This is a genomic window from Pseudomonas sp. TWR1-1-4 (assembly GCF_049897165.1).
Taxonomy (GTDB): Bacteria; Pseudomonadota; Gammaproteobacteria; order Pseudomonadales; family Pseudomonadaceae; genus Aquipseudomonas; species Aquipseudomonas canadensis.
Genome location: NZ_JAFCVS010000002.1, coordinates 485937 through 511314, shown reverse-complemented (window position 1 = coordinate 511314; position 25378 = coordinate 485937). Strand labels below are relative to the sequence as shown.

Below are 25378 nucleotides of genomic sequence, written 5' to 3'. Positions count from 1 at the left end.
CGAACCCGAAGAACCCCGCCCGTGCGGGGCTTTCGTCGTACCAAAATCAGATTAAAGGGATTCAAAATGGATTACAGCAAGATCGAAGCTAAAGAACGCATCAAGCTAGCAGTGAAGGCTATGGCCAAGCAGGATCTTGCTGAAGTGAAGTTGCTTTCTGATTCTGCTCCCGTCGAGTCAGTGTTGGTTTCCGAACTGGTGTTCTCCAAGGCGCTTCAAGGGCTGATTCAGAGCGTCACTTCTTTCGAAATGGAGATGAGAGGGCTTGCGCTCACGTTCGCTTGCTACAGAGGAGATGATCGAGGGATGGTCCTTGGCGACTGCGTCGACCAAGCAACAGCAGCTAAGAAAGCCTGGGCCGACTTTTCTGCGGATAAGGGTTTCTCTTCGCAGGAACTGATGGCCATTATTGGTGGGCACCATCAAATGGTGCATAACCTTTTCGATACGAACCTTGAGCCTAAGCCCGGATTGGTCGAGCATTGGAGGTCATTGCTTGAGTTCTGCTTTGCCGGCCATATGGAAGTGAAGGGCCTCCATTGATTTGACGGTCAGCAGGCGCATGTTAGTTTGTCTTCTTTCATCACTATTGAAGGGCGACTGTCATGCGTTTTGTTGGAGTTCTTGCATTGCTTTTTACTGCGCTGCTAGGTGGTTGCTCGAGCGTGGCAGAGACCCGAGAAAATCCACCGATCCTTCAACTCTCCTCAGCCCACAAGGCCAAGGACGTAGCGGAGTGCATTCGTGACGGATGGCAGGGAACTACGGTATTAGGCGCTGGTATTGGAGGTATTTTGCAAACGTCCGGTGATCGCTACACGATCCTTGCGCCGGATGCTCAGTCGCCTTTGCATCTGGTCGATGTAATTCCGAATAAGGGCGGCTCAAGTATCCGCTATCACTTTTACAGAACTTGGCAATCTCCATTAGAGAGAGTCACTGATGTAGTGAGGTCCTGTGCCAAATAGGCGGGATAACCAAGAAGCCACCTTCGGGTGGTTTTTTATTACCTGGAGAAAAGCTATGCCTGCATTGGCTATTGAATATTCACCGCTAGAAACTATTCGTCTTGGTGGAATGCTGCGTCAGTTTGGCAAGGAGTACAGGTTATCGGTGCGCACGCCTGCCGAGGCCATAAAGGCGTTATGCGTTCAAATTCCTGGTTTTGAGAGATTCATCTCTAATGCTAAATCCAGAGGCTTGGAGTTCGCCGTTTTTCGAGGAAAGAAAAACATCGGAGAGGGCGAACTCTGCTTTCAGGGCAAAGGAGAAATCAGGATCGTCCCCGTCATTACGGGCTCCAAGCGTGCGGGCTTGCTGCAAACCATTATTGGGGTGGTAATCGTTGCATTGGCGTGGTGGAACCCACTTGGCTGGTCAGCAGCTACGGCTCTTGCGGTAGGAATGGGGGGCGGTTCAATGGCCATTGGGGGCGCGATTCAAATGCTCAGTCCACAAGCTGGCGGCCTCAAGATGAGCGCTGCGCAAGAGAACACGCCTGGCTACGCCTTCGGAAGCGCCAAGAACACCACGGCATCCGGTAATCCGGTACCGCTCTGCATCGGCGAGCGCCGCTGGGGCGGGGCAATCATCAGTGCCGCGATTTACGCCGAAGATCAGATGTAGCTGTTATGTCTCCCTTATTGGGAAGACTGCTAAAGGAGCGTGAGGGTAATTGGGCACCTAATGACTACAGAAACCCTCACTAAGGCTACGCAGCATCAAATAGTCGGGAAACCGACACCCAGAGCCGCAGATGATCGAGAGATCGCCGGGCCAGAAAAGCAAAACCCCCGGACGTTCGCAGCGTACCGGGGGTTTTTATTTCAACCCCATGACCATTCCATGAGGAGAACTATTTGAAGAATACCAAAGGGGAGCTAACCGTGACAGGAAAGATGACGGAAGGCGGCGCCAACGTTGCTGGTGTCATGTTGGCATTTGGCGCAATGGCGCTGATGATCGGCGGCGCGGCTGCTTTAGTGCTGCATGCGATTCACTAACACTTCGAAGAATTGAGCACATGACCGCTTTAGGCGGTTTTTTATTGCCTGGAGGAAAGCATGGGCGCAGCACGCAAGATTGAAATCCACGGCGCCAAGGGCGGAGAAGACAAACCAAAAACGCCAACGGAAGCCCCGGACAGTCTGCGCTCAGTCGCTATTGCCAAGATGCTCATCGCTATCGGTGAGGGTGAGTTCGAAGGCACGCCTACGGCGCGCGACATCTATCTCGACAACACCCCACTGCAAGACCCCCAGGGCAACATGAACTTCCCGAACGTGAAGTGGGAATGGCGCACCGGTGCGGTGGACCAGACCTATATCCAGGGGATCCCGTCGGTCGAGAACGAAACCACAATCAGCACTGAGCTACGCAGCGGCACGCCATGGGTCCGGGCGATCAGCAACACCCAGCTTTCCGCCGTGCGCGTGCGCTTCGCCTGGCCGGCGCTCCAGTCTGTGGATGCCGGCGGGAACATCAATGGGTACCGGATCGAGTACAAGGTTGAACTGGCAACCGACGGCGGTGCTTACCAGCAGGTGCTTAGCGAAGCTGTCGACGGCAAGGCCACCAGCGTGTACGAGCGCACCCGCCGCATCGATTTGCCGAAGGCTACTTCTGGCTGGCTGATGCGCATTACGCGACTGACGATCAACCAGAACAACAACAAAATCTCCGACACGATGCAGATCGCCGGCTTCACGGAGGTGATCGACGCCAAGTTGCGGTACCCGAACACCGCACTGCTCTACATCGAGTTTTCGGCCGAGCAGTTCCGCAGCATTCCAGCGGTAACAGTCGGCTGCAAGGCTCGTAAATGGCAGGTCCCCAGTAACTATGACCCCGTTTCGCGGACATACAGCGGTATCTGGGATGGGACGCTGAAAGAGGCATACACCAATAACCCAGTCTGGGCGACCTACGGAACCACTACCGTCGACCGCTTCGGCCTTGGCCGCCGCATAAAGCCGTGGATGGTCGATAAATGGGAGCTCTACAGGATCTCCCAGTATGCGGACCAGTTGGTGCCCGACGGTAAAGGTGGCATGGAGCCGCGCTTCATCTGCAACCTGAACCTGCAAAGCAAGGCTGATGCCTGGTCGCTTCTGCGCGATATCTCGGCGATCTACCGGGGCATGACTTACTGGGCTCAGGGCCAAGTGTTCACCCTGTCGGATATGCCGCGCGCTATCGACTACGACTTTGCCTATACCGGCGCGAACGTCATCACTGAGGGGCGTCAGCCGTTCACCTATTCGAGCGCATCGGAGCGTACTCGCTACAGCAGGGCGTTGGTCAGCTACGACAACCCGGCGAACAACTACGACACAGACGTCACTGCCGTGACTGACCAGAAGCTGCAGCGGCGCTACGGCGATAACCCGCTTGAAATCAGCGCGATCGGCTGCACGCGTGAGTCGGAGGCCCAGCGCCGCGGCAAGTGGGCGTTGCTCACCAACTCCAAGGACCGGGCGGTAACGTTCCGTGTCGGCCTGGACGGTCGTATCCCGCTGCCTGGCTACGTAATCCCTATCGCTGATGAGCTGTTGGCCGGCCGGCCCGTGGGCGGGCGCATCTCGGCGGTGAACGGAAAGGTCATCACCTTGGACCGCGACACCAAGGCCAAGCCCGGTGACCGCCTGATCCTCAACTTGCCCGACGGCAAGTGCGAGGGGCGCACCGTGCAGTTGGTTAGCGGCCGGCAACTCACGGTCACCACGGCGTACTCCGTGGCGCCTGAGCGTGAACTGGTGTGGGCGCTCGACGCTGATGACCTGGCCATCCCGCTGTACCGGGTGACCAGCGTTTCCCGGCCAGAGCCTGGCGTGTTTGAAATCTCGGCCGTGCAGTACGACCCCAGCAAATTTGCTCACATCGACACCGGCGCGCGCCTGGAAGAAAGGCCGATCAGCGTAATCCCGATCACCGTAGTTCCGGCGCCGGCCAGCGTCACGCTGACGTCGAGCTACGCCGTGAACCAGGGCATCGCGATCAGTACCATGAATATCTCATGGCCTGCCGTGGCTGGCGCTGTCGCTTATGACGTGGAGTGGCGCAAGGACAGCGGCAACTGGATCAAGGTGCAGCGGACGGGCTCGACGAGTATTGACGTCACCGGTATTTACTCGGGCGCCTACCTGGCCCGTGTTCGGTCGGTGAGCGCCTTCGAGATATCTTCGATCTGGAAAAGCTCCAACCTAACCAACCTAGAAGGGAAGGTCGGCCTGCCGCCTGCGGTTTCGTTCCTAACCACCACCAGCCTGGTCTATGGCATTGGCATTCAATGGGGCTTTCCACCTGGTGCGGAGGACACGCAACGATCGGAGCTTTGGTATAGCCAGTCACCGAATCTGGCCACCGCGAAAAAGCTGAGTGACTTCAGCTACCCGCAGGCCAAGCATGAGATGCAGAACATCCTGGCGGGTGCGAGCCTTTACTTCTGGGCCCGCCTGGTGGACCGCACCGGCAACGTTGGGCCGTTCTGGCCTATTCCCGGTGCAGTGAATGGCCGGGCCAGCTCGGACCAGACTGAATACGACAAGTACTTCGCCGGGAAGATCGGCAAGGGTGCGTTGTATCAGAGCTTGCGTGAAGAAATTGATCTGATCACTGGCAATGGACCTGGCTCGGTCAACGATCGGCTGGAGAAGGCCAAGCAGGAGCTGGAAGACCTGATCTCGGAAGTGGTCGACGCATTGGAATATGTTCCATCCAGGACCTACGCCAAGGGCGACATGGTCCGGGTGGGACAGCAGTTGTTTCAGGCGACCATCGCGGTACCGGTCAATACGACGCCGCCGAACGCGAAATACTGGTTCAACTTGGGCACCATCGCCGAAACCAACGCAGCCATGGCCCTGGAGATTAGCAAGAACAAGGCCGCTATCACCGAGGTCGACGGGAAGGTCGCAGCAACCGCCGAGAAATTGGATGGGGTTTATGCTTTGGTGAAGTCCGACTCTGCAGGTTCGGAGGAGGGCAGTGCCGGCGACAGCACTTCGTCCGCCGGCGCCTGGTCTTTGATGTCTGTTATTGCTGAGCGAGATTTTGCTCAGTCACAGCGGACCGACATTGTTGAGGCCAAGGTGGGGAAGAACGCTGCCAGCATTCTTGATGTTGCTACCACCGCCGCAACGGCTACCTCTGCCCTTGCTCAGAAAGTCACGACAATAGGGGCGAAGGTCGACAGCAATGAGGCCGCTTTCAAGTTAGAGGCCACTGCATTGGCCAATGCGGACAAGGCGCTGGGCGAGAAAATCGAAACGGTACAAGTCGCATCAGGCGATAACTCTGCCGCTATCGAGGTGGTCAGTAAGGCTCAGGCCACCACTGACGGGAAGGTTTCGTCGATGGTGACCTTCAAGGCAGAGACGATTGTTGGGGGCAAAAAAGTCGCATCGGGGTTTGCGTTCGGATCGGATGGAGAGCAGGCGGAGTTCCTCATATTCGCGCAGCGATTTGCGGTGGTCGATGAGGTCAGCGGTCAGCTGGTGCCAATGTTCGTGGTGCAGAACAACCAGGTAGTCCTCAATCAAGCAATCATCAGCATGGCCTTCATCCGGGAAATCATTCTGGGTATGACGCTGAGGTCTGAGGCTGTCGACTCTAAGGGGCGTCCGCTGCTGGAGATCAACGTCAAGGCGGGGACGTTCACGCTGCGAAGCGCAGGCACGACGGGTTCCACCTTGCTCAACAACGACGGCCTCACGGTCTTCGATGCGAATGATGTTGATCGGGTAACGGTGGGGAGGCTTTCAGTATGACTTATGGCATGCGTGTAAAGGGCGAGGATGGCGCGGTCCAGCTTGATGAAAACTCGTTTACTTGCAGAGTCGTTTATAGCGCGATAGTAAATCCTGCGACGTCGCCAACAGGGTCTTTCTTTGATGTGGTAGTGGCCGGAGTAACGCCTGCAAATGCTGCTGTTTTTTGCATGCCGGCCGGACCAATTAACTATAGTACTGATAGTCAATTAGAGCCCGAGGTGGTCAACGGTGGCGTAAGAGTTTGGCGAGTAATGAAGGGGTATTCGTACCCTGCTAGCTGGGTCAGCCAGACCGCTATGATTCTTATTGTAGTGAGGTTTAAATAAGTGGAGGACTCTTTTGGTTTGACGTTTCAAAACTCGGCAGATAACAGGGTTGTCATTGATTCTGAGTTCACGCGCCTGTCTGTTATATGCAAAGGACGGTACGCCAATAACTCTGGGCTCTACGCCGTAACATATTTCCCGTTCACGATAACATCGCAGTGGCCTCCCTTTGTCTTTATAAGGCCCGACTCCGCTGGCGGGCAGATAGGCATGACTCAGGCTGAGGTTTTAGGCAGCTCGGGTGCGTGGACTGGCTTTAAGGTGCGGGCATACGATAACAATAGTATTCGGCCAAATGGCCGGTATTTCGCTGCGGGGTTCGGTGCCGAGATTTTAAGCGATTATGGACTTAGGCTGCGAGATGGAGGGAGAACGGTATTGTTTGACAGCGGCACTCCAACTGCTTTATTTGCAAACTATAATTCCTCTTGGGCTTACGCTGGGAGCGGTACTACCGCTCAGGGGCAGAGTATTGTGTACTTTGCTGCACCCTTCACCATGACAGAAAACGAGTTTATTTTAATCAACACATTGAGCATGCCTGTTATTCGGTCATTACCGCAACAAAGTGATCTACAAATGATTTGGGATTACCCCAACAGTCGTATGCTTGCGGCCGTAATCTATATTCCTGGATACAACACTACTTCTCTGGGGATAACAACTATGACCGCCAAGATGGTGATGTAGGAGAAGCGCATGGCAAGACAAGAAATCATCCTCGGCACGCCGCCGCAAGGACTTGGCGGTGATCCGCCGAGAGTGGCCAGCATGAAGATCAACGCGATGACCCAGGAACTTTACGATAGCCTTCCGACAAATGCTGCTCCGTTGGCTGTAAGCAGGGGAGGCACGGGGGGCAAGACGGCTCCCGAGGCAAGGTTGTCTCTCGGCCTTGTGCCTGCTGCGTCTAACGTTGATATCTCCGCCGGCTGTCTTCTTGTGCCGGGCTCTGGTGGCGTCCTGGGCCCACCGGTTGCAATCACAAACGCCAACGGGGTCACCTTCCTTGGGGGGACTCGGGGCGTTTTCAGCGGCACGGACGACCAGTGCGCGGCCGCGAACTATCCGAGCCTTGGGGGCGGCTCAGTTCAGCGCCGATGGTACATTCAGACCGACCTACTCGACGGGACAAGCTGCATTCAAACGGCCACTGAAAGCATCGGTGCAGGAACGATTCCGGGTCGCAAGTTCACTCGAACGCTCCAGGGCGGTTGGCGCCCATGGGTAGAGGATGCAACCCTATCCAACGCTACATTGGATCCGCAGACCGCAGGAGGGCTGATGAGCCGTACCGTCGTTGGCGGGGTGGCGATTCAGAAGTTTGCGAGTGGCGCCATGCGAATGATGAGCACCATAACTTCAAGCCAGGTCATAGCCGCAAACAGCATTGGCGCAATTATACAGTCCATGCCTGCCGGATTTCAGGCCATAGACGGCCTGTCAGTGACAGCTCAGCCCGCGACAAGCGTCGACGCTTACGGCGTTATTTTCCCAGTCGCGACTTCGGTGACTTCGTTCACGGCCTATGTTCGAAACGGCGCCACTGCTCAAACATTCACGCTGCGCTACATAGCTGAAGGGAGGTGGAAATAATGCGAATCACTCTATGGCCAGACCTCGTTGACTGGCCCATCAAGGCGTCGGTGAGCGGCGATGTAATCAAAATCAACGGCGAGAATGTTGACCTTTCCGGCATCCCTGAAGGATATCGGTTGCCCGGTGCAGCAGTTGGCAATAAATGGTTTGTCGAATCAGATTACGTAGAGCGTGTAGACGGAGAGCTTCGTATCACCATTCGCCTACCCGTCCAATGGGACAGTCCTGAAGAGCTCAGAAACCCAGCCACGCCGCTGGTATTGAGCGTGCTCAATGGGCAGGTCAGCTTTCCGGATACTTCGCCGCCTGCCATAGAGATTGAACAAACACCCTTGGAGAGCCAACTGAATGATTGACTTGAGCAAGCTGGAAAAGATCAAGACTCCCGCCGATATCGCGCAAGAAGTTTCAGCTGAAGAGGCGCGCCGCTATCTGCGGGATACCGACTGGTACGTCCTTCGCCAGATAGAGACGGGGCAGGCTGTCCCTGACGATATCAAGTTGGGCCGCAAAGCCGCCCGAGACACCATCAGCGCTGTAGCCGCTGACGCCTGACTCATTGATGCCCGAACACACCAGCCGCCTTGAGCGGTTTTTTTTCGCCTGGAGAAAAGTATGCCGAATGCCGAAACCCGCGGGGTGCGCAACCGAAACCCCGGCAACATCGACTACAACCCGGCCAATCAATGGCAGGGCCAGCTCAAGCCAGATCCTGCCGTCGAGAAGCGCTTTGCTCGGTTCGATACGGCGGAGAACGGCATCCGTGCCCTGGGGAAAGTGCTGCTGACCTACCAGCGGAAGCACGGCCTGAAGACGGTGAAGGCGATCATAAGCCGGTGGGCGCCGTCGGTGGAGAACGACACCGACGCCTACGTGCGCGCCGTCGAGGCGAACACCGGCACCCGGCCAGGTGCTGAGGTTGACCTGACCCGGCCGGCGGTGATGGCTGGCTTCGTAAAGGCGATCATTCATCATGAGAATGCTGGGTATGCCTACCCAGTGGCGGTGCTGGCCGAAGGCGTGCGGAGGGCGCTGGCATGACGCCGGTGCAGAAGCTGGCCGGTCTGGTGGTGCTGATCCTGGTGCTGATGGCCGCCGCCGCCGGCGCCACCTGGCAGATACAAGACTTGCGGATGGACGAGAAGCTCGCGAAGCAGAGCGCGGTGCACCAGAAAGCCCTTGATGCCATCACCAGCGAGGCATGGCGCCAGCAAAATGCCGAGCAAGATAAGCGCTTGGCCACCGAGCAGAGAGCGAGCGCTGCCGACCAACAACACTCCCTGGAGCTTTCCAATGAACAACGCAAGCAGGCTCTTCTGCGCGATCGCCTTGCCACTGCTGATGTGCGGCTGTCAGTCCTTCTCGACGCCACGGATTCAGCCATTGGCTGCAGCGTGCCTGCCACCCCCAGCGCCGTCGGCGTGGTTCATGCAGCCCGTCGAGCCCAACTTGACCCAGCGCATGCTCAACGAATTATCGCCATAACTGATGAAGGTGATAACGGCTTGATAGCGTTACGAGCATGCCAAGATTACGTCCGAGCTATCAAACACTCATATTGAAACTCAAAAGCTCGAATGTGAGATAAGGCGTATTATTCGGATTCATTCAGCAGCGGGGGGGTAGTGAAAAAAACGCATCCGATCAACGTTGCAAATAAAGCTAACGTCTCTTCCAACTCAGGGTCTTCAAATAATATCGAGCACGAATCTAGCGCGCATAGAGCCCCATAAAGCTGCCCATCGGGAAGGAAGATGGGAACACCTGCATAGCTTTCTATCGCATACCGTTTAACCACCGCACGACTTGAATATCTGCCGTCTTCGCTGATTTTAGGAATAAAAAGTGCCTTAGGATCTCTGCGGAGCTCGCTGCAAAGCGTGATTTCCAGCTCTAGCGTATCACCAGCCTCTATCCCCATATGCATCGGGTCGTAAGCTGAGCATACGACCCAGTCTGTTTCGGTGAACTTCGCGATCCCGGCAAATCGCATTCGGGTCAGGCGTGTTACAAGCTTTAAAATGCTAGTGATAGCTTCAATCTCAGCCAACGCTGAACGCTCGTCTAAATTCAGCACAGAGTGCAAGCTGATTTCGGGCTTATTCATATTCCACCTGTGCTGTATTTGATTGGGCGCGCGGCATTGGCGTCTGAGAGATCCTTCTACCAACCGAAAATTGTGGTTGGCCGACTTACTACGTCCTGAATCGAAGAACCAAATCGTTTAGGTTAACGGCTAAGCGAGAAAGCTCGTTGCTCGCTGTAAGCGTCTGGCGGGTGCCTTCACTACTCTGCACTGCAAGGTCGCGGATGCTTATCAGGCTACGATCAACATCCCGCGCGACGTGAGCTTGTTCCTCGGATGCGGTTGCAATTTGGATATTCCGATCGTTAATTTCGAGCACGGAATCAATAATTTGCCGCAGCGACTGGCCCGCTTGTTCTGCAGTATCTCGCGTGCTGTAGACCTCGGATGTACTCTTTTGCATAGATTCGACCGCGGCAGAAGAGCCTGCTTGAATCGTGGATATCATCTGTTCAATTTCTTGCGTCGATGTTTGCGTTCGGTGTGCCAGCGCACGAACTTCATCTGCCACTACTGCGAAACCGCGACCCTGTTCTCCTGCACGAGCCGCTTCTATTGCGGCGTTCAAAGCGAGTAGGTTGGTTTGCTCAGCAATCGCCCTGATCACGCTCAGAACTTTACTAATGTCTTGAGCCTGGTCTGCGAGCTCTTTCACCTGATCTGATGACACCTCAACCAAGCCTGTCAAGCCGCGCATCGCTGTCAAGGTCTCAGTGACTTTTTGATTGCCGAGATCTGCAGATATGCTTGATTGCATCGCTGCTTCAGATGTGGAATTGGCGTTACGTGCAACCTCTTCAACAGCCGCACTCATTTCATTTACCGCGGTAGCAGCTTGCTCGATTTCGCTATTTTGCTGCTGAAGTGTGCGATCAGCGCTTTCAGTGATCGAGGTCATTTCGACGGCCGCGGTACTCAGTTGGGTTGAAGCTCCCGAGATTTCTAAAATTGTGTGTCGCAAATTTTTCTGCATAAGATTCAGCGCATGCATCAATCGCGAAGCTTCATCTGAACCTGTTACATCAAGATCGTGGGTAAGGTCGCCAGCAGCGATCTTTTCCGCCAATTTAAGTGATGAACTGATTGGACTTACGATGCTCCTAGTGAACAAGATCGCCAGTGCTATGGTTAAGACAAATGCAACGATCAGCACTGCTACCAGGACTCTTACGCTATGGTTATATACGTCGGTCGCGTCTACTCCAGACACCACGGCTTGGCGTGCATTTTGCTCTCGCAGTAGTGCCAGCTGTTCTTGATAGGCCGTAGCTCTTTGTGCCTGCTCTGTGTTGGCAAAATTCACAGCCTGATCATGATCAGATGAATCCAAAGCGATTACTTTTTTGAGGCCGTCGACGTAAGCATTCATAGCCTGGTTGGCTTTCGCGAACTGGATTTCGTCCTGCTCTCCAGACATCAAATGTGCACGATAGAAATCAGTCTTCACCTGAAGTGTCTGTATAGCTTCTTCGACCTTTGACAGCGAGAAATCATGCACCTCTGCCGTGGTACTTGAGAGCATGCGGATACTTTCAAGACGGGCGTGGAGGAGGGCGATCTGAATATCGTCAATGACCTGAATGCTTGGAAGGGAGTTTTGCTCAATGGCCTGTTCTGTAGCGCGTAGCCGATCAATTTGCAGATAAGAGAAGCCCGCCAAGCTGATCAGTAGGAATGTGATTAAGCCAAAACAGACGAAAGCTCGCCGCGCGATACTCAAGGATCTCAATTTCATTTAGGCCTCCGAGGGCCGGATTTAGTAGCGTGGCATTTCCACGTAATTTCAAGGATCACGAACGCAGGCAGCATTTTCATGCGGCACAGTGACTTCCAGCTGCAGCTTGCAGGCATATACCTGAAACGAGGTATGCAATAAAATGTATTAGAATGATAGATGTGCTAAATAATTGCGCGCTAAGTAATTTTGTGTGCGCTCGCTATGTGCGGTTCACCATTTTTTTGGCTACGGCACGTCGGGGCGTGCCATGCTAAAAGCGAGCATTTACAAGCACAGCACATGGCAGGACTCTCCAGACATGCTGTCGTATTGGGGGCGTTTGGATTTGGACAGAGCACTATGGACAAGCGGCTTGCAGGTCTTTCATTTCTACTTACCCTTGGTTGGGTGACCGCTGTCGTGTTCGTCATGTGGTTTTTCAGCGGATAGATCCAGTTCAATAAGCTCTGAGCCCTGGTTCCTAACGTTGCCCACAGCCTTGCTAACAGGGAACCACTCAAACTCTTCAGTGGGCTGGCATAGGTCCTTTGCGATTTCTTCCGCGCGTGCAGGCGAAATATCAGGATCAAGCCATTCGTTGGCGTGCTCCGGAGTAAGAACCAATGGGCGGCGGTCGTGAATATCAACCATGCCCTGATCGCTGGCAGCAGTGATGATGACGAAACCGTCACCTTCGTGCGGGTCAAGGCCTAGGTGTACCTGGGCAAGTGCTCCGAAGAACATCGGTTTTCTGCTTTTGAGCCGAATGAAATATGGCTGCTTCTTTTTCGGATCGTCCGGGTCTTTGACCCACTCATACCAGCCTTCGCTAGGCACAATCGCACGGCCAGTCGGCCAAAGCTGTTTGAAAAATTTACCAGTCGTGACGGTTTCTACCCGAGCATTTATCGGGTCAGGCCGTTTGCCTTTGGCCCAGAAGGGCGCCCACCCCCAATGCACAGCGTCAATGTGCAACCCATCCTCTTTGCTGTGCAGCAGTTGCACACGCGTCGACGGTGCGACGTTGAACCGGTTTATAGGTTCTGCGTCGTAGCCACTGAAAAGCTCGATCTGAGGGCTCAGCTCCTCGATATAGATCGCCATCCCCTCGTACTGCACGAATCGGCCACACATAGACTTCTCCACACGTCGGGTGCCTGGAACGGTTCACTGCCGCCCATCTCTACACGGTAGACGTTTACGTGTGCGATTCGTCATGACCTTCGATATTCGACAGATAAGCGAACTTAGAGCATGGCTTGCCCTTGATGATGACCCGGCGTTTGTCAGCGGGACGCCTGAGTACAGGTACGAGACCCGCCTGGCCATGACTGACGACCTCAAAAGTCGCGGAATTATCGACACTGGGGAGTGGCTCATGCTGGTGGAGGAAGCTAGTACCTCCTACACCGAAGAGGTAGCTTGAAGCGCCCGCTTGTCAGATATTTCTTACACGAAATTGACCGCAAACCCTTCTACGATATTAACTGTACGTCCGTACAGTGTTTGTATAAGGCAGCACCATGAGCTTCAACATCCTGGGTCCAATTGCCAGCGGCGGCGTAAAACTGCCTTTTTGCTCGTTTCACGTACCGGCCGGTTTTCCGTCCCCTGCGGCCGACCATATCGAGCAGCATATTTCCTTGGATGAAGTACTCAACATCAGGGCTCCGCATGTCTACCTGGTGATGATCACCGGCGAAAGCATGCAGGGCGCCGGAATATTTGAGGGTGACCTGGCGGTGGTGGACCGATCCATTGAGCCGGCCCACGGCCATATCGTGGTGGCGTTGCTCAACAATGACCCTATGTGCAAGCGCCTGTGCAAGCGTGGCAAGGAAGTGATCTTGCTATCCGAAAACCCTAAGTACCCGGCACGCTATGTGTTGGAAGGCGACGAGCTGTCTATCTGGGGTGTGATTACCAGCACAGTACGCAGCCATGTCTAATCCGCCGGTATTCGCGCTGATCGACTGCAACAGCTTCTACGCCAGTTGCGAGCGAGTGTTCAGGCCCGACCTGGCCAAGACGCCTATCGTGGTGCTCAGCAACAACGATGGCTGTGTCATTGCCCGAAGCTACGACGCTAAGCCTTTCATTAAGATGGGCGAACCGTATTTCCAGATCAAGCACAAGCTCCAGCAGAACGGCATTGTCCCGTTTTCGTCAAACTACGCCCTGTACGGGGACATGAGTGAGCGGGTCATGACGCTGATCGAGAGTATGGTGCCCGCCGTCGAGATCTATAGCATCGACGAAGCCTTCGCCGACCTCACTGGGATCGGTGAACTTGACGCGCTCGGCAGACAGATCCGAGCCCAAGTACTTCGTTGTACCGGCATTCCCGTTGGTGTCGGCATCGCCAGTACAAAGACCCTAGCCAAGCTGGCAAACCATACGGCTAAACGCTTGCAGGCTCAGACCGGCGGAGTCGTAAACATTACTGACCCAATAAAGCGTGATTGGGTTCTGCGCAATACGGGCGTATCTGAAGTTTGGGGGGGTGGCCGGAAGATGAAGCTTCACCTTGACGCCCTGGGCATTAAGTCCGCAATGGACCTGGCGAAAGCCGATCCTTGGACGCTTCGTAAGAAATTCAGCGTTGTCATCGAGAAGACGGCGCGCGAGCTTGCCGGTACCTCATGTCTGGAACTGGATGAGCCCGATCTGCCAAAGCAAGAAATTTGCTGCAGTCGGATGTTCGGCAAGCGGCTGACAGAGCTGGCACCTATCAAAGAGGCGGTGGCCACCTACATGATGCGGGCCTCTGAAAAGCTCCGCGCCCAGAACTCGCTCTGCAAGAAGGTCCGCGTCTGCATACGCACCGGCATGTTCAACCCGGACGAGGCGAAGTATGCGAACGGGGTGGTGGTGGATATGCCGTATCCAACCGATGACGTTCGGCTACTCACCAAAGCTGCCGTTGATGCGCTCGACCGCATATTCCGGCCAGGATTCAAGTACAGCAAGGCCGAGGTGATGCTGCTGAACCTCTACCAGCCTGGCGAGTACACCGATGATCTGTTCGCGGTTTCGCAGCCTGCAGAAGCCACGCGGGTAATGTCGGTGCTGGATCAGATCAATGATCGTTGGGGAAGGGGAACACTGCGGTCTGCCAGCGTGCCTACCAATCCTGATTGGGCTATGCGGCGCGAGATGATGAGCCAGAGCTACACCACAAAGCTTGACCAGCTGTGGACGATTGCCTGCAAGTAGCAATCACTCAGGCGACATCAGAACGCCCAGTGTCAGTTTGATGAACTCTTCGTTCTCGTCGATGGTGTGCAGGGCGCCCCGGATGTTCTCGGCGACTTCAGCGGAGCCGCGCTGCTCCACCCAATTTGTTAACTCCATGATGGATGCCTCTAGGGCTAGCTGATTCTCATAAAACTTGGAGAGCAGTGAAGGTAGAAGGTCTGAATTTGGCATGCTTGTTCCTCTTTTGAGTGAACAGCTTAGCAGCCGGCGGAAGCTTGGGATTTGATGTAGGTCGGCAGGACGCCAGAGGAGGGTTATGCAGTTTCGGCATGGGACGAAATTTGCCCGTTGGGACCAGTTTTGGGACCAACGGGTGCATTTGGGGGCGTTATGGTTGATCACTCATGACGACTTGGCCCAGTAAACACTGATCACCAGTAATCATCAGAATGCGTTTCATACCGCATGGTGATGTTAGCTGTGGAGATCAATTACTTTACCTATCAATGGGTTGCGAGCGTGGCGGCAGGAGCCTTCAGGCATGCGTCAACAGCGACATCAAGGCGCGAAACCCGGTCGCTGAGCAGAAAATTTTGGATGTGTGTTGGAATTTGGCGCGCATTGTCGCATATGTCAGGCGACAGTTGTATGTCCGGCGAAGGATGGTTTCGCCAAGGTCTCCGGCATCGCCAGCCACAGCAGCGCCAACGCCAGCGCCGCCACGCCGGCCAGAGTCAGGAAGGCCGCGTTGTAGCCGGCCTGTTGCACCACGAAACCGGCCAGGCTGCTGCTCAATGCCGCACCCAGGCCGAAGACGGTGGAGAGGGCGCCCAGGCTGACGTTGAAACGTCCGGTGCCCTGGGTCAGGTCCTTGACGATCACCGGGAATAGCGCACCGAAGATCCCGGCGCCGATGCCGTCGAGCATCTGCACGGCCACCAGCCAGTACGGATCGCTGGACAGCGTGTAGAGCACGCCACGCAGCGGCAGGATCATGAAGCCAGCCATCAGCAAGGGTTTGCGTCCCCATGTGTCGGCCTTGAGCCCGACTAGCCAAGCCATCGGGACCATCACCAATTGCGCCGCGACGATGCATGCCGACGTCAGCGGCGTAGCCATCTGCAGGTTGATCTGCGAGAGTTTCTGGCTGACCAGCGGCAGCATCGCGGCGTTGGCCAGGTGGAACAGAGCGCAGCAGATGGCGAACAGCAACAGTGGGCGGTTGGCGAGCAACACGCGGATACCAGAGGGTTGTTCGTGGTCGGTGTGATGCTCCGGGTCAAAACCCCGGGCGACTTCATGGTCAATCGCTTCGGCCGACACGCAACTGATCGCGATGACGCTGGCCACCGCCATAAACGCCATCAGGTAGAACACCACCACCGGTCCAAACAGATAAGCCAAGCCACCGGCCAACAGCGCCGCCACGGCATTGCCGGCGTGGTTGAAGGTTTCGTTGCGCCCGGTACGGCGGGTGAACGCGCGTGGCCCGGTGATGCCCAGGGAGATCGCGCTGATGGCCGGTGCGAACACGGACGCGGCGACGGCGCTGGCGGCTTGGGTCAACGCCACCAGGCTGAAGGAACTGACAAAGGGCAGCAGCAGGCAGCTGCCTGTCACCACGATGGCGGCCAATGCGACTACCGCGCGCTTGCTGCGGGTGCGGTCGATCAGTGCACCCGCCGGTCCTTGGGTGAGTAGGGCAGCGATGCCTGCCAGGGTCATGACCACGCCGATGCTGGCCGGGTCCCATTTGTGTACGGCCAGCAAATAAATGGCCAGATAGGGGCCGAGGCCGTCGCGCACATCCGCCAGGAAGAAGTTCAGGCTGTCCAAGGACAAGGTGTTGCGCAGATCGGAGTGTTTGGCCACGGCGCGGTCTTCGAAGATGGCGTTCAAGGGCTGAACACGCATTGCGTTAATGACCTGTAGAGCCTGCGTTAAGTTTCGTGCGCTTCTCGGGTTTTAATCCGAGGGCACTTGGCTTATTTTCTGACACCCGCTTTCGTGAATACTTGGAGAAGCAATGGACATGCCTTCAGCTCAACAGGCGATTGCCAGCAACAAGGACGCCTGGGACCAATCCGCCAACTTGCACAAAACCACTGACACCTGGAGCGCGTTGCTCAACAGTGTCGGCGCGGCTGACTTTTCTTGCCTGGACCCCACGCTGACCGGCGTGCTGCAGGAAGTGGGGGTGGACGGTAAGGATGTGGTGCAACTGTGCTGCAACAATGGCCGCGAAAGCCTTTCGCTGTATGGCCTGGGCGCGCGTTCAGTGGTGGGCGTCGATCAATCCCGTGCGTTTCTGCAACAGGCCCGTGAACTGGCCGAGGTCTCACCGCACAACCCTGAGTTCATAGAAAGTGATATCCACCAGTTGCCGCAAGAGTTGCAGGCGCGCTTCGATATCGCTTTGGTGACCATTGGCGTGTTGGGCTGGATGCCGGATGTGGGGCAATTCATGCGCCATGTCGCCAGCACCTTGAAGCCAGGTGGCACCTTGGTGATGTATGAAACCCATCCGTTCCTGGAGGTGTTTGATCCACGGGCGCCGAACCCTTTCCTGCCGGCCAGTTCCTACTTTCAGCGCGAGCCGTTTGTGCTGCAGGAGTCAATTGTCTACGAAGGCCAGGGCGAGGTTGCTGGGCCGACTTCTTATTGGTACGTGCACACGTTGGGCGACGTGATCACTGCCGCGATCTGCGCACAGTTGCAGATCAGCCACCTGCAGGAGTATCCGCATTCCAACCGTGAAGAGGTGTACGACCAGTACGAGCAGCAGCCTGCGCAATTGCCGATGTGTTTTACGTTGACTGCCACCAAACGTGCCGATTGAAGGACTTTTCAGGAGCGTCGCAGGAACGTGCGCATGGTTTGCCCTGGGCCCGTACTGAAAATGGTCGGCCTGGGCATACCTTCGTCGGCTGCAATGAATGCAAATTCATCACCGTCAAGGCGATAGCTGGCGGGCAAGTGTTTGCCTGCGTCATCTCCCATGGAGTCAATCCAGGTAATGCTCTTTGGCACGGTGCTGCTGTCCAGGAAAAAACGTCCTGCCAGCAACACCTCGCCGCTGACAGTCTTCACTTCGAAGCAGTCGCCGCTGATCGTGGTGATCGCGCCAGGCGCGCTGTGGGCATCGATGGGATTGAGCACGCCGCTGTCTTCGAGTGACGTCTGCTCCCACGCACCTTGGAGGGCTTGAAAGTCCGGGTCTGCAAGGGATGACATACAAATTCCATTTTGCTGAAGGATAAATCGTCGATGGCGACGCCAAAGCGGCGCCCTTTTTATCATTTGAGTGCTGATTGCGCATCACATTCACAAGACAGCTTTTCACAATTCCTAGTTAACTTTTAGTTACAACCTGTGGCTAAATAACTAGCAAAGGGCCACGAACCGGGTTGTCACTGAGCCGGTCGAGCCGATTGTGTGAATCGTGATTTCAGGTGCTGCTATTCAACCTCGGCCGTTGTGGGCACGCAGGAGCAGCCTGTTCTCTTCTGACATGTGACGAAATCTCTTGAAACTCATCATTGTTGTTCTCTACGTTGCCTCGATTGCGTATGTACACCTGCGTGGCCGGGTACGGCACAAGCTGGGCCGCCAGCTCAGTGATCATTCGACCTTCCTGGCGCCGATCAACTGCTTTCTCTACCTCTTCTCCAAGCTGCCCAGCCGGCCGTATCTGTCGCCCAGCGATTTCCCTGACCTGAGCCCGCTCCAGGAACACTGGGAAGAAATCCGCCTGGAAGGGCAGAACTTGATGCGTGCCGGCGAGATCAAGCGCTCGGACCAATACAACGACGTGGGTTTCAACTCGTTCTTCAAGTCCGGCTGGAAGCGTTTCTACCTGAAATGGTATGGCGACAGCCATCCGTCAGCGATGAAGCTGTGCCCGCGCACCACTGAGTTGGTACAAAGCATCGGTTCGATCAAGGCCGCGATGTTCGCCGAACTGCCACCCGGTTCCAAATTGGTACGCCATCGTGATCCGTATGCCGGTTCGTACCGCTATCACCTGGGCCTGGATACCCCGAATGACCCCGGCTGCTACATCAACGTGGACGGCGAAAACTACTACTGGCGTGACGGTGAGCCGGTGATGTTTGACGAGACCTACATCCACTACGCCGAAAACACCACGCAGCAGAACCGCATCATTCTGTTCTGCGACGTCGAGCGCCCGATGAAGTACCGATGGGCCGCTGCGTTCAACCGCTGGTTCAGCCGTAACGTGATGGCGGCTGCAGGTTCGCCCAACGATGACGGTGACAAGACCGGTGGGCTCAACCGCGCGTTCACGCGCCTGTACAAGATTCGTCTGCGTGGTAAAGAGCTGAAAAAGCGCAATCGTACGCGCTACTACCTGGAAAAATGGGCGATCTTTGCTGGGTTGGCGGCGATTTTCCTGCTGATCTGAGTTTCGCTGTGCGGGCGCCTTTCACTTCGGTGGATGGGCGCCCAGTTTGTCCCACATCTTTTTGCTGATCTTCTGTCGATTGGCATACCCCGCCCAGGGATCCGTTTTCAAAGCGTCCAAGCGCTGCTGCAGATTGGCGACTGTCCATTGCTGCGCACCGCGTAACCCCTTCAACTCCTCACGACTGATCGGCACCGACACCGGCAAGCCTGGCCGTGCTCGCACGGAATACGCGGCTACGGTGCTGGCTCCCCGTGCATTGCGCAGGTAATCGATAAAGATCTTGCCGACCCGGTTCTTGGGCCCCGATGTCGCGGTAAAGCGTTCCGGCAATTGCTCGGTCATGAACTGGGCGATGGCCTTGGCGAACGCTTTTACGGTGTCCCAATTGTCTCGGCGCGCCAACGGCACGATCAGGTGCAGGCCTTTGCCGCCGCTGGTCTTGACGAATGCTTGCAGTCCCAACTCATCCAGTACCGACAGGGTCAGTTGCGCGGCTTCGAGCATGGTTTTCCAAGGCAACGCCGGGTCCGGGTCGAGATCGAGTACAAACAGGTCCGGGGTTTCGATCTTGTCCGAGGTGGCGCCCCAGGTATGAAACTCTACGCCGCCCATTTGCACCGAGCCTATCAGGGCGCCGACGCTGTCGATTTCCATCAGCCGCGCATGGCCGGGATCAAGTGCCTGTTCCAGTTGCTTGATGTTGGGGATGGCCAGGCGCTCCGAGTGTTTCTGGAAGAATTGCTCGCCCTCGATACCCTCCGGCGCTCTCAGCAGGGACACCGGCCGGTGGCGTAAAAAGGGCAGAATCCACTGGCTGATGCTGTCGTAGAACTGCGCCAGTTGCTGTTTTTGTGTACCACTTTGTTTGTCGATCACACGGTCTGGATGGGTGATGTTGACATCACCGCGGGTCTTTTTGGCGGGTTTCATGGATCTGGCCGTTCGCGGTTGTTCATGCACGATCTGCGCTGCGGGTTTGTCGGTGCGCAGCCCGACGAACGCGGCTTGGCGGACCACGCCCTCGCGTGTCCACTCGGCAAACTGCACCTCACCGACCAACGTGGGCGCTACCCAATGCACGCCACGTGCTTGGGTGCTGGTCAGCGGTTTCTCAAGCGGCGATGTCTTGCGCTCCAACGGTGTGAGTTGCGCATAAATAGTCTTGAGCGACGCTTGATCAAAACCCGTGCCTACGCGGCCTGCGTACACCAGGCCAGTCTCATCATTTACCGCCAGCAATAACGCGCCGAACCCCGTGCGTGAGCCTTGGGGGCGGGTATAACCGACAATCACAAACTCCTGGCGCAACCGGCATTTGAGTTTGATCCAGTCGGCATTGCGACTGGATACGTACGGACTGCCCAGGCGCTTGCCGATCACGCCTTCGAGGGCCAAGTCGCAGGCGCTTTCAAAGATGTCGCGATGATGCGCGGTAAATGCCTCGGAAAACCGCAGCAATTGGCTGCGGCTAGCGGCCAGCGCGACTTTGAGGGCGGCGCGGCGATCCTCCACCGGCGTCTGGCGCTGGTCCTGGCCATTGAGAAAGGGCGCGTCGAACAGGTAGTAAACGATGTCCAAACTGCGGCCGATATCAAACGCATTTTGCAGCGCCTGGAAGTCCGGCAGGCCATCGCCATTGAGGCTGACCACCTCGCCATCCAGCCAACTGTCCTTGAGCTTCAGAGCCTGCAAGGCCTTGACCTGGCGGGGCAGACGGTCGGTCCAGTCGTGTCCGTTGCGGGTAAACAGTCGCACTTCACCCTCGTGAATGCGAGCGAGCATGCGGTAGCCGTCGAATTTGATCTCGTATTGCCAATCACCTTCGGGGGCGCGATCCACCAGGGTGGCCAATTGCGGATTGAATTGCTCGGGGAGGGCGGCTTTTCTGACGTTGGCCTGAGCCTTGGGTTTACCCACCGAGGCATCGCTGAGCACACTGTTCGGCTGGGCCTGGACGATATCGTAGTCGTCGGCCGCACGCGCCTGCTGGTCCTTTTCCTTGATCAGCAGCCATTGTTCCTTGTCGCCGCTGCCTTTCAAGCGGGTACGCACCAGCGCCCAGTCGCCGGAGAGTTTCTCGCCTACCAGGGTGAATTTGAGCTTGCCGGCCGCGTAGGCCTTGCGGGGTTCGTCATGGGGCTGCCAAATGCCACGGTCCCACACGATGACGTCACCGGCGCCGTATTGACCGGCGGGAATGCTGCCTTCAAAGCCGCCGTAGCTCAGGGGATGATCTTCGACGTGAACGGCCAGACGCTTCTGACTGGGATCCAGGCTCGGCCCTTTGGGCACGGCCCAACTGAGCAGCACGCCGTCGAGTTCCAGACGAAAGTCATAGTGCAGGTTGCGTGCGTCATGCTTCTGGATCACGAAGGACAGCGCCGAGGCTTTGCGCTTGCGTGCGGGCGAGTTGCCTGCGGGTTCGCCGGTAATGCCGAAATCACGCTTGCGGTTGTAGTCGCTGAGGGGCTTGGGCATGACTCAGGAGGCCTTGGTGGATTTTTTCGTGGCAGGCTTCTTCGCGGGTTTGCCGGCCAGGCTGCGCTTGAGCAGTTCCGTCAGGTCGATCACATCGGCGGACTTGCGCTCTTCGCTGTCCCTGGTCTCCACATCCTCGATCTTGCCGGCCTTGGCCTTCTTGGCCACCAGTGCCATGATTTTTTCCTGGAAGCTGTCGCGGTAGTCGTCCGGCTGCCAGTCGGCGCTCATGTCGTCCACCAGGCGCTTGGCCATGTCCAATTCGCCCTTGGCCAGGCTCGGTTTGGTCACGTCACTGCCCAGCTCCAGTTCGTCCAGGCTGCGCACCTCGGCGGGCCAGCGCAGCATCACCAGCACCAGCGCCGAGTCCAGGGGCATCAACGCCGCCAGGTGCTGCTTGGTGTGCAGCACCACATTGGCCAGGGCGACCTTGCGGGTTTTTCTAAGGGTTTCCCTTAGCAATGCGTAGACCTTGCCGCCACGCTTGTCCGGTGCGAGGAAGTAGGGGGTATCGATGTTCTGCAACGGGATCTGGTCGCTGGCGACAAACGCGATGATCTCGATGGTCTGGGTCGATTTGGGGTGGGCCGAGCGGATTTCTTCTTCGCTGAGCACCACATAGCGGCCTTTCTCGAACGCAACGCCTTTTACGATGTTGTCCTTTGTCACTTCTTTACCGGTGGTCTTGTTGATGCGCTTGTAACCCACCGGGTCCATGCTGCGCTTGTCCAGCCAGTCAAAGTCAACGCCTTGAGAGGAGGTGGCCGAAACCAGTGAGACCGGGATATGCACCAGGCCAAAGCTGATGGCGCCTTTCCAGATTGCCCGTGGCATAGGTGCGATTCCTTACGAAGAGGCTGTGTTCTGGTGACTCGGATGATGTGGGAAAAGTTTCCCCAAGCAGATGCGCGGACAGATCGTGTTACACCTGATGAGAAACTATTTAGTGTCGAAAGCCGAACCCAAGGCGTAGCGTGTTATCGAAAGCTCGTACTCCTCGCCCCAGAGAGGCTTTGTCATGAACAGTTGTACGCGTCACGTAGCAGCGCTGTTGTTGGGTCTGGCCCTTATGCCTGTGGCCCAGGCGCAAAACCTGCCCGGCAACAACAACGGCAACAACGGCCCGATCCACCGGGCCAATCCCAACAGCATGCAGGGCACCCAGCCGAATGTGCCGGCCGTTCGCGGTATCCAGACCGGGCCGACCACGCGCACACCGACCCTGGAAAACGGCGGCATCGGCAACAGCTATCCAAAACGCGACGCTGCCCCCAGCCGCCCGGCCACCGAAACCAAAGCCCCCACTTATGATGCCAACGGCAATCGCCGGTAAGGATCTCGCCTTATGTTTCTACGCAAAAGCCTGCTAGCCGCCCTTTGCGCCACCACGCTGCTGCCGTTGACAGCCATTTACGCCGCCGACGTCCAGCAGTTCCCCAGCGAACAGGGGAGCATCACTGCGACGCCAATCGCCAAAGGCCTGGACCACCCATGGGCGGTGGCCTTTTTGCCGGACCAGCAAGGCTTCCTGGTGACCGAGCGTCCTGGCCACCTGCGCTTTGTCAGCCCCGACGGCAAGCTGTCCGCGCCACTGAAGGGCGTGCCGGAAGTCTGGGCCAAAGGGCAGGGTGGTCTGCTGGATGTGGTGTTGTCGCCGGACTTCAAAGAGGACCGCATGGTCTACCTGTCCTACGCGGAAGGCGGGGGCAAAGGCGGTACCGCCGGCACAGCAGTGGGCCGTGGGCGCCTGGCGGCAGACCTCACTGGCTTGACCGACTTCAAGGTGATCTTGCGCCAGGAGCCCAAGCTGTCGACCGGTAACCACTTCGGCTCGCGCCTGGCGTTCGACCGCGATGGCTACCTGTTCGTGACCCTGGGTGAAAACAACGATCGCCCGACGGCCCAGGATCTGGACAAGTTGCAAGGCAAGGTCGTACGCATCTACCCGGACGGCCGCGTGCCGGATGACAACCCCTTCGTCGGTCAGCAAGGCGTGCGCCCGGAGATATGGTCCTATGGCCAGCGTAACCCTCAGGGGCTGGCGCTGAATCCTTGGAGTGGCACGATCTGGGAAAACGAGCACGGGCCGCGCGGAGGGGATGAGATCAACATCATCGAGCGCGGCAAGAACTACGGTTGGCCATTGGCAACCCACGGCATCAACTACTCCCTGACACCGATTCCCGAAGCCAAGGGCAAAACGGTGGAAGGCACAGTGCCGCCCCATCATGTGTGGGAAAAGTCGCCGGGTATCAGTGGCATGGCGTTTTACGATGCGGATCGCTTCAAGCCCTGGCAGCACAACGTGTTTATCGGTGCGCTGGTCAGCCAGGAGTTGATCCGCTTGCAGTTTGATGGCGACAAGGTGATCCACGAGGAGCGCTTGCTCGGTGGATTGAAAGCGCGGATTCGTGATGTACGGCAAGGGCCAGATGGCTTTTTGTATGTGCTGACGGACGAGGATGATGGCGTGTTATATCGACTTGGCCTGAACCAGGATTGACGCTCCATACAATCCGTAGGCGCCCGGCTTGCCGGCGATGGCAAGTTTGATACCGTCATCGCCGGCAAGCTGGGCTCCTACAAGGGAGGGGTCATAGGCCTAGTTCAGACAACCCCGGATGATCATCCGGGCGTCGACCCAGCGGCCAGTGGAACTTGCGCTCGCTTTCCTTGATCGGCAGATCGTTGATGCAGGCAAAACGATTAGCCATCAAGCCGTTCTCGTCGAATTCCCAGTTTTCATTGCCGTAGGAACGGAACCAGTTGCCCGAATCGTCGTGCCACTCATAGGCATAACGCACCGCGATGCGGTTATCGGTGAATGCCCACAACTCCTTGATCAGGCGGTAGTCCAGTTCCTTAGCCCATTTGCGGGTGAGGAAACCTTTGGCTTCTTCGCGGTTATGCGCGAATTCGGCGCGGTTACGCCATTTTGTGTCCAGCGTGTAGGCCAGGGACACCCGCTGCGGATCACGGGAGTTCCAGCCGTCTTCGGCCAGACGGACTTTCTCGATCGCCGACGCGCGCGTGAACGGCGGCAGGGGCGGACGTGTTTCTACAGTCGATGACATTGGGCAGTTCCTCAATGAATAAGGATGTATCGGAAGTTGCGCCTACTTGCGGGTTCAAAGTCCCAATAACGTTTGCGCCATGCATTGCGCATTATCGGCAGCTGTTGAATCGCCCATCACCAGGGCAACGGTAATGGCGCCATCGATCAGGATCAGCAGTTGCGCGGCCTGCCGCTCGGGATCGGGGGTGCCATGTGCTTGACACAGTTCAAGTGCGTACTCGAACAGTTTTTGTTTGTGCGCCTTGGCCAGCAGGCGCACCGGGTCGTGCGGATCACCGGTTTCGCCACTGGTGTTGATGAACGCGCAGCCCCGGAAGTCGGCAGTGCCGAACCAGTCCTTGAGCGCGCTGAACAGCGCCAGCAGGCGGTCTCCGGTATCTTCGCGGCGTTCCACTTCAGTGCGCAGCCACTGCATCCAGCGTTCATCGCGACGTTGCAGCGCGGCAATCACCAGCTCGTCTTTATTGGCGAAGTAGCGGTAAATACTTTTTCTCGACACGCCGGCGGTTTTCACCAGGAAGTCCATGCCGGTGGCGGCGATGCCATGGCGATAGATCAACTTTTCAGTGACGTCGAGGATAATGTCGCGGGTGTCATTACGGGTCATGTCGTTCATGCCGAGAACAGTAGAACGATCGTTCTTCTTGGTCAATTAAAATTTTTCCATGCGCCGCAGCGAGACCTGAGCACCCCCATGG

General features: G+C 56.8%; 27 protein-coding genes. 17 read left to right on the top strand and 10 right to left on the bottom strand.

All coding sequences use genetic code 11. From position 1 onward, the window contains the following. Positions 1 to 66: 66 nt before the first annotated feature. The 10 genes from ACP7C6_RS06970 to ACP7C6_RS06925 all read left to right on the top strand — a co-directional run bounded on the left by ACP7C6_RS06970 (position 67) and on the right by ACP7C6_RS06925 (position 9258). On the top strand, positions 67 to 543 hold the full coding sequence (locus tag ACP7C6_RS06970) for a hypothetical protein (protein WP_426108487.1): 477 nt from the start codon (positions 67 to 69) through the stop codon (positions 541 to 543). A 480-nt stretch (positions 544 to 1023) separates the two neighbouring features. Continuing rightward, entirely contained in the window at positions 1024 to 1626 is a 603-nt protein-coding gene (locus ACP7C6_RS06965) for a tail assembly protein (protein ID WP_339550717.1), read from the top strand. A gap of 233 nt (positions 1627 to 1859) precedes the next feature. Then, positions 1860 to 2003, top strand: a complete 144-nt coding sequence (locus tag ACP7C6_RS06960) for a hypothetical protein (RefSeq protein WP_426108486.1) — start codon at positions 1860 to 1862, stop codon at positions 2001 to 2003. A gap of 60 nt (positions 2004 to 2063) precedes the next feature. Next, a complete protein-coding gene (gene gpJ / locus ACP7C6_RS06955) occupies positions 2064 to 5768 on the top strand; it encodes a TipJ family phage tail tip protein (protein ID WP_426108485.1) in 3705 nt (1234 codons plus the stop codon). Between the two features lie 539 nt (positions 5769 to 6307). Next, on the top strand, positions 6308 to 6787 hold the full coding sequence (locus ACP7C6_RS06950; protein WP_426108484.1) for a hypothetical protein: 480 nt from the start codon (positions 6308 to 6310) through the stop codon (positions 6785 to 6787). A gap of 594 nt (positions 6788 to 7381) precedes the next feature. Then, the gene (locus ACP7C6_RS06945) at positions 7382 to 7693 is read left to right on the top strand and encodes a hypothetical protein (protein ID WP_426108483.1); all 312 of its coding nucleotides are present in this window, start codon (positions 7382 to 7384) and stop codon (positions 7691 to 7693) included. Next, a complete protein-coding gene (locus tag ACP7C6_RS06940) occupies positions 7693 to 8052 on the top strand; it encodes a hypothetical protein (RefSeq protein WP_426108482.1) in 360 nt (119 codons plus the stop codon). Before ACP7C6_RS06945 ends, ACP7C6_RS06940 begins: the two co-directional genes overlap by 1 nt. Next, positions 8045 to 8251 (top strand): hypothetical protein, encoded by a 207-nt coding sequence (locus ACP7C6_RS06935; protein WP_426108481.1) that lies wholly within the window; start codon positions 8045 to 8047, stop codon positions 8249 to 8251. The genes ACP7C6_RS06940 and ACP7C6_RS06935 overlap by 8 nt, the downstream gene beginning before the upstream one ends. Positions 8252 to 8311: 60 nt before the next feature. Next, positions 8312 to 8737 (top strand): structural protein, encoded by a 426-nt coding sequence (locus ACP7C6_RS06930; protein ID WP_426108480.1) that lies wholly within the window; start codon positions 8312 to 8314, stop codon positions 8735 to 8737. Further along, the gene (locus ACP7C6_RS06925) at positions 8734 to 9258 is read left to right on the top strand and encodes a lysis protein (protein ID WP_426108479.1); all 525 of its coding nucleotides are present in this window, start codon (positions 8734 to 8736) and stop codon (positions 9256 to 9258) included. The genes ACP7C6_RS06930 and ACP7C6_RS06925 overlap by 4 nt, the downstream gene beginning before the upstream one ends. Before the next feature lie 32 nt (positions 9259 to 9290). Here the strand turns inward: ACP7C6_RS06925 and ACP7C6_RS06920 are convergent, their stop codons facing one another. The 3 genes from ACP7C6_RS06920 to ACP7C6_RS06910 all read right to left on the bottom strand — a co-directional run bounded on the left by ACP7C6_RS06920 (position 9291) and on the right by ACP7C6_RS06910 (position 12633). After that, positions 9291 to 9803, bottom strand: coding sequence for a GAF domain-containing protein (locus tag ACP7C6_RS06920; protein ID WP_426108478.1), 513 nt, complete (start codon positions 9801 to 9803; stop codon positions 9291 to 9293). A gap of 88 nt (positions 9804 to 9891) precedes the next feature. Further along, entirely contained in the window at positions 9892 to 11517 is a 1626-nt protein-coding gene (locus ACP7C6_RS06915; protein WP_068936675.1) for a methyl-accepting chemotaxis protein, read from the bottom strand. 372 nt (positions 11518 to 11889) lie between these two features. Beyond that, positions 11890 to 12633 (bottom strand): SOS response-associated peptidase family protein, encoded by a 744-nt coding sequence (locus ACP7C6_RS06910; RefSeq protein WP_426108477.1) that lies wholly within the window; start codon positions 12631 to 12633, stop codon positions 11890 to 11892. 82 nt (positions 12634 to 12715) lie between these two features. On the opposite strand from ACP7C6_RS06910, the gene ACP7C6_RS06905 reads away from it, so the two are divergent. The 3 genes from ACP7C6_RS06905 (at position 12716) to umuC (ending at position 14715) form a co-directional block, all read left to right on the top strand. Further along, positions 12716 to 12925, top strand: a complete 210-nt coding sequence (locus tag ACP7C6_RS06905) for a hypothetical protein (protein WP_426108476.1) — start codon at positions 12716 to 12718, stop codon at positions 12923 to 12925. 97 nt (positions 12926 to 13022) lie between these two features. Beyond that, positions 13023 to 13448, top strand: coding sequence for a LexA family protein (locus tag ACP7C6_RS06900; RefSeq protein ID WP_100490742.1), 426 nt, complete (start codon positions 13023 to 13025; stop codon positions 13446 to 13448). After that, the gene (gene umuC / locus ACP7C6_RS06895) at positions 13441 to 14715 is read left to right on the top strand and encodes a translesion error-prone DNA polymerase V subunit UmuC (RefSeq protein ID WP_426108475.1); all 1275 of its coding nucleotides are present in this window, start codon (positions 13441 to 13443) and stop codon (positions 14713 to 14715) included. The genes ACP7C6_RS06900 and umuC overlap by 8 nt, the downstream gene beginning before the upstream one ends. Before the next feature lie 3 nt (positions 14716 to 14718). On the opposite strand, the gene ACP7C6_RS06890 is transcribed toward umuC, so the two are convergent. Both ACP7C6_RS06890 and ACP7C6_RS06885 read right to left on the bottom strand, forming a co-directional pair. After that, positions 14719 to 14928, bottom strand: coding sequence for a hypothetical protein (locus ACP7C6_RS06890; protein WP_426108474.1), 210 nt, complete (start codon positions 14926 to 14928; stop codon positions 14719 to 14721). Between the two features lie 402 nt (positions 14929 to 15330). After that, positions 15331 to 16569, bottom strand: a complete 1239-nt coding sequence (locus tag ACP7C6_RS06885) for an MFS transporter (protein ID WP_028616044.1) — start codon at positions 16567 to 16569, stop codon at positions 15331 to 15333. Positions 16570 to 16723: 154 nt separating this feature from the next. Here ACP7C6_RS06885 and ACP7C6_RS06880 point away from each other — a divergent pair, with 154 nt between their 5' ends. Further along, positions 16724 to 17536 (top strand): class I SAM-dependent methyltransferase, encoded by an 813-nt coding sequence (locus ACP7C6_RS06880; protein WP_068933462.1) that lies wholly within the window; start codon positions 16724 to 16726, stop codon positions 17534 to 17536. Between the two features lie 8 nt (positions 17537 to 17544). On the opposite strand, the gene ACP7C6_RS06875 is transcribed toward ACP7C6_RS06880, so the two are convergent. Beyond that, on the bottom strand, positions 17545 to 17931 hold the full coding sequence (locus ACP7C6_RS06875) for a TIGR03067 domain-containing protein (protein ID WP_426108473.1): 387 nt from the start codon (positions 17929 to 17931) through the stop codon (positions 17545 to 17547). 292 nt (positions 17932 to 18223) lie between these two features. Here ACP7C6_RS06875 and lpxO point away from each other — a divergent pair, with 292 nt between their 5' ends. Continuing rightward, positions 18224 to 19123, top strand: a complete 900-nt coding sequence (lpxO, locus tag ACP7C6_RS06870; RefSeq protein WP_122726845.1) for a lipid A hydroxylase LpxO — start codon at positions 18224 to 18226, stop codon at positions 19121 to 19123. A 21-nt stretch (positions 19124 to 19144) separates the two neighbouring features. On the opposite strand, the gene ligD is transcribed toward lpxO, so the two are convergent. Both ligD and ACP7C6_RS06860 read right to left on the bottom strand, forming a co-directional pair. Then, complete coding sequence (gene ligD / locus ACP7C6_RS06865) at positions 19145 to 21604, bottom strand: DNA ligase D (protein ID WP_426108472.1); 2460 nt, start codon at positions 21602 to 21604, stop codon at positions 19145 to 19147. A gap of 3 nt (positions 21605 to 21607) precedes the next feature. Next, positions 21608 to 22438 (bottom strand): Ku protein, encoded by an 831-nt coding sequence (locus ACP7C6_RS06860; RefSeq protein ID WP_028616049.1) that lies wholly within the window; start codon positions 22436 to 22438, stop codon positions 21608 to 21610. Between the two features lie 184 nt (positions 22439 to 22622). On the opposite strand from ACP7C6_RS06860, the gene ACP7C6_RS06855 reads away from it, so the two are divergent. Both ACP7C6_RS06855 and ACP7C6_RS06850 read left to right on the top strand, forming a co-directional pair. Continuing rightward, the gene (locus ACP7C6_RS06855; RefSeq protein ID WP_426108471.1) at positions 22623 to 22937 is read left to right on the top strand and encodes a hypothetical protein; all 315 of its coding nucleotides are present in this window, start codon (positions 22623 to 22625) and stop codon (positions 22935 to 22937) included. 12 nt (positions 22938 to 22949) lie between these two features. Next, on the top strand, positions 22950 to 24107 hold the full coding sequence (locus ACP7C6_RS06850) for a PQQ-dependent sugar dehydrogenase (protein ID WP_426108470.1): 1158 nt from the start codon (positions 22950 to 22952) through the stop codon (positions 24105 to 24107). Positions 24108 to 24198: 91 nt separating this feature from the next. Here the strand turns inward: ACP7C6_RS06850 and ACP7C6_RS06845 are convergent, their stop codons facing one another. Both ACP7C6_RS06845 and ACP7C6_RS06840 read right to left on the bottom strand, forming a co-directional pair. Next, positions 24199 to 24678: a DUF1348 family protein gene (locus ACP7C6_RS06845; protein WP_028616052.1), complete on the bottom strand. Its 480-nt coding sequence runs from the start codon at positions 24676 to 24678 to the stop codon at positions 24199 to 24201. Between the two features lie 54 nt (positions 24679 to 24732). Beyond that, entirely contained in the window at positions 24733 to 25296 is a 564-nt protein-coding gene (locus tag ACP7C6_RS06840; RefSeq protein WP_426108605.1) for a TetR/AcrR family transcriptional regulator, read from the bottom strand. Between the last annotated feature and the right edge of the window lie 82 nt (positions 25297 to 25378).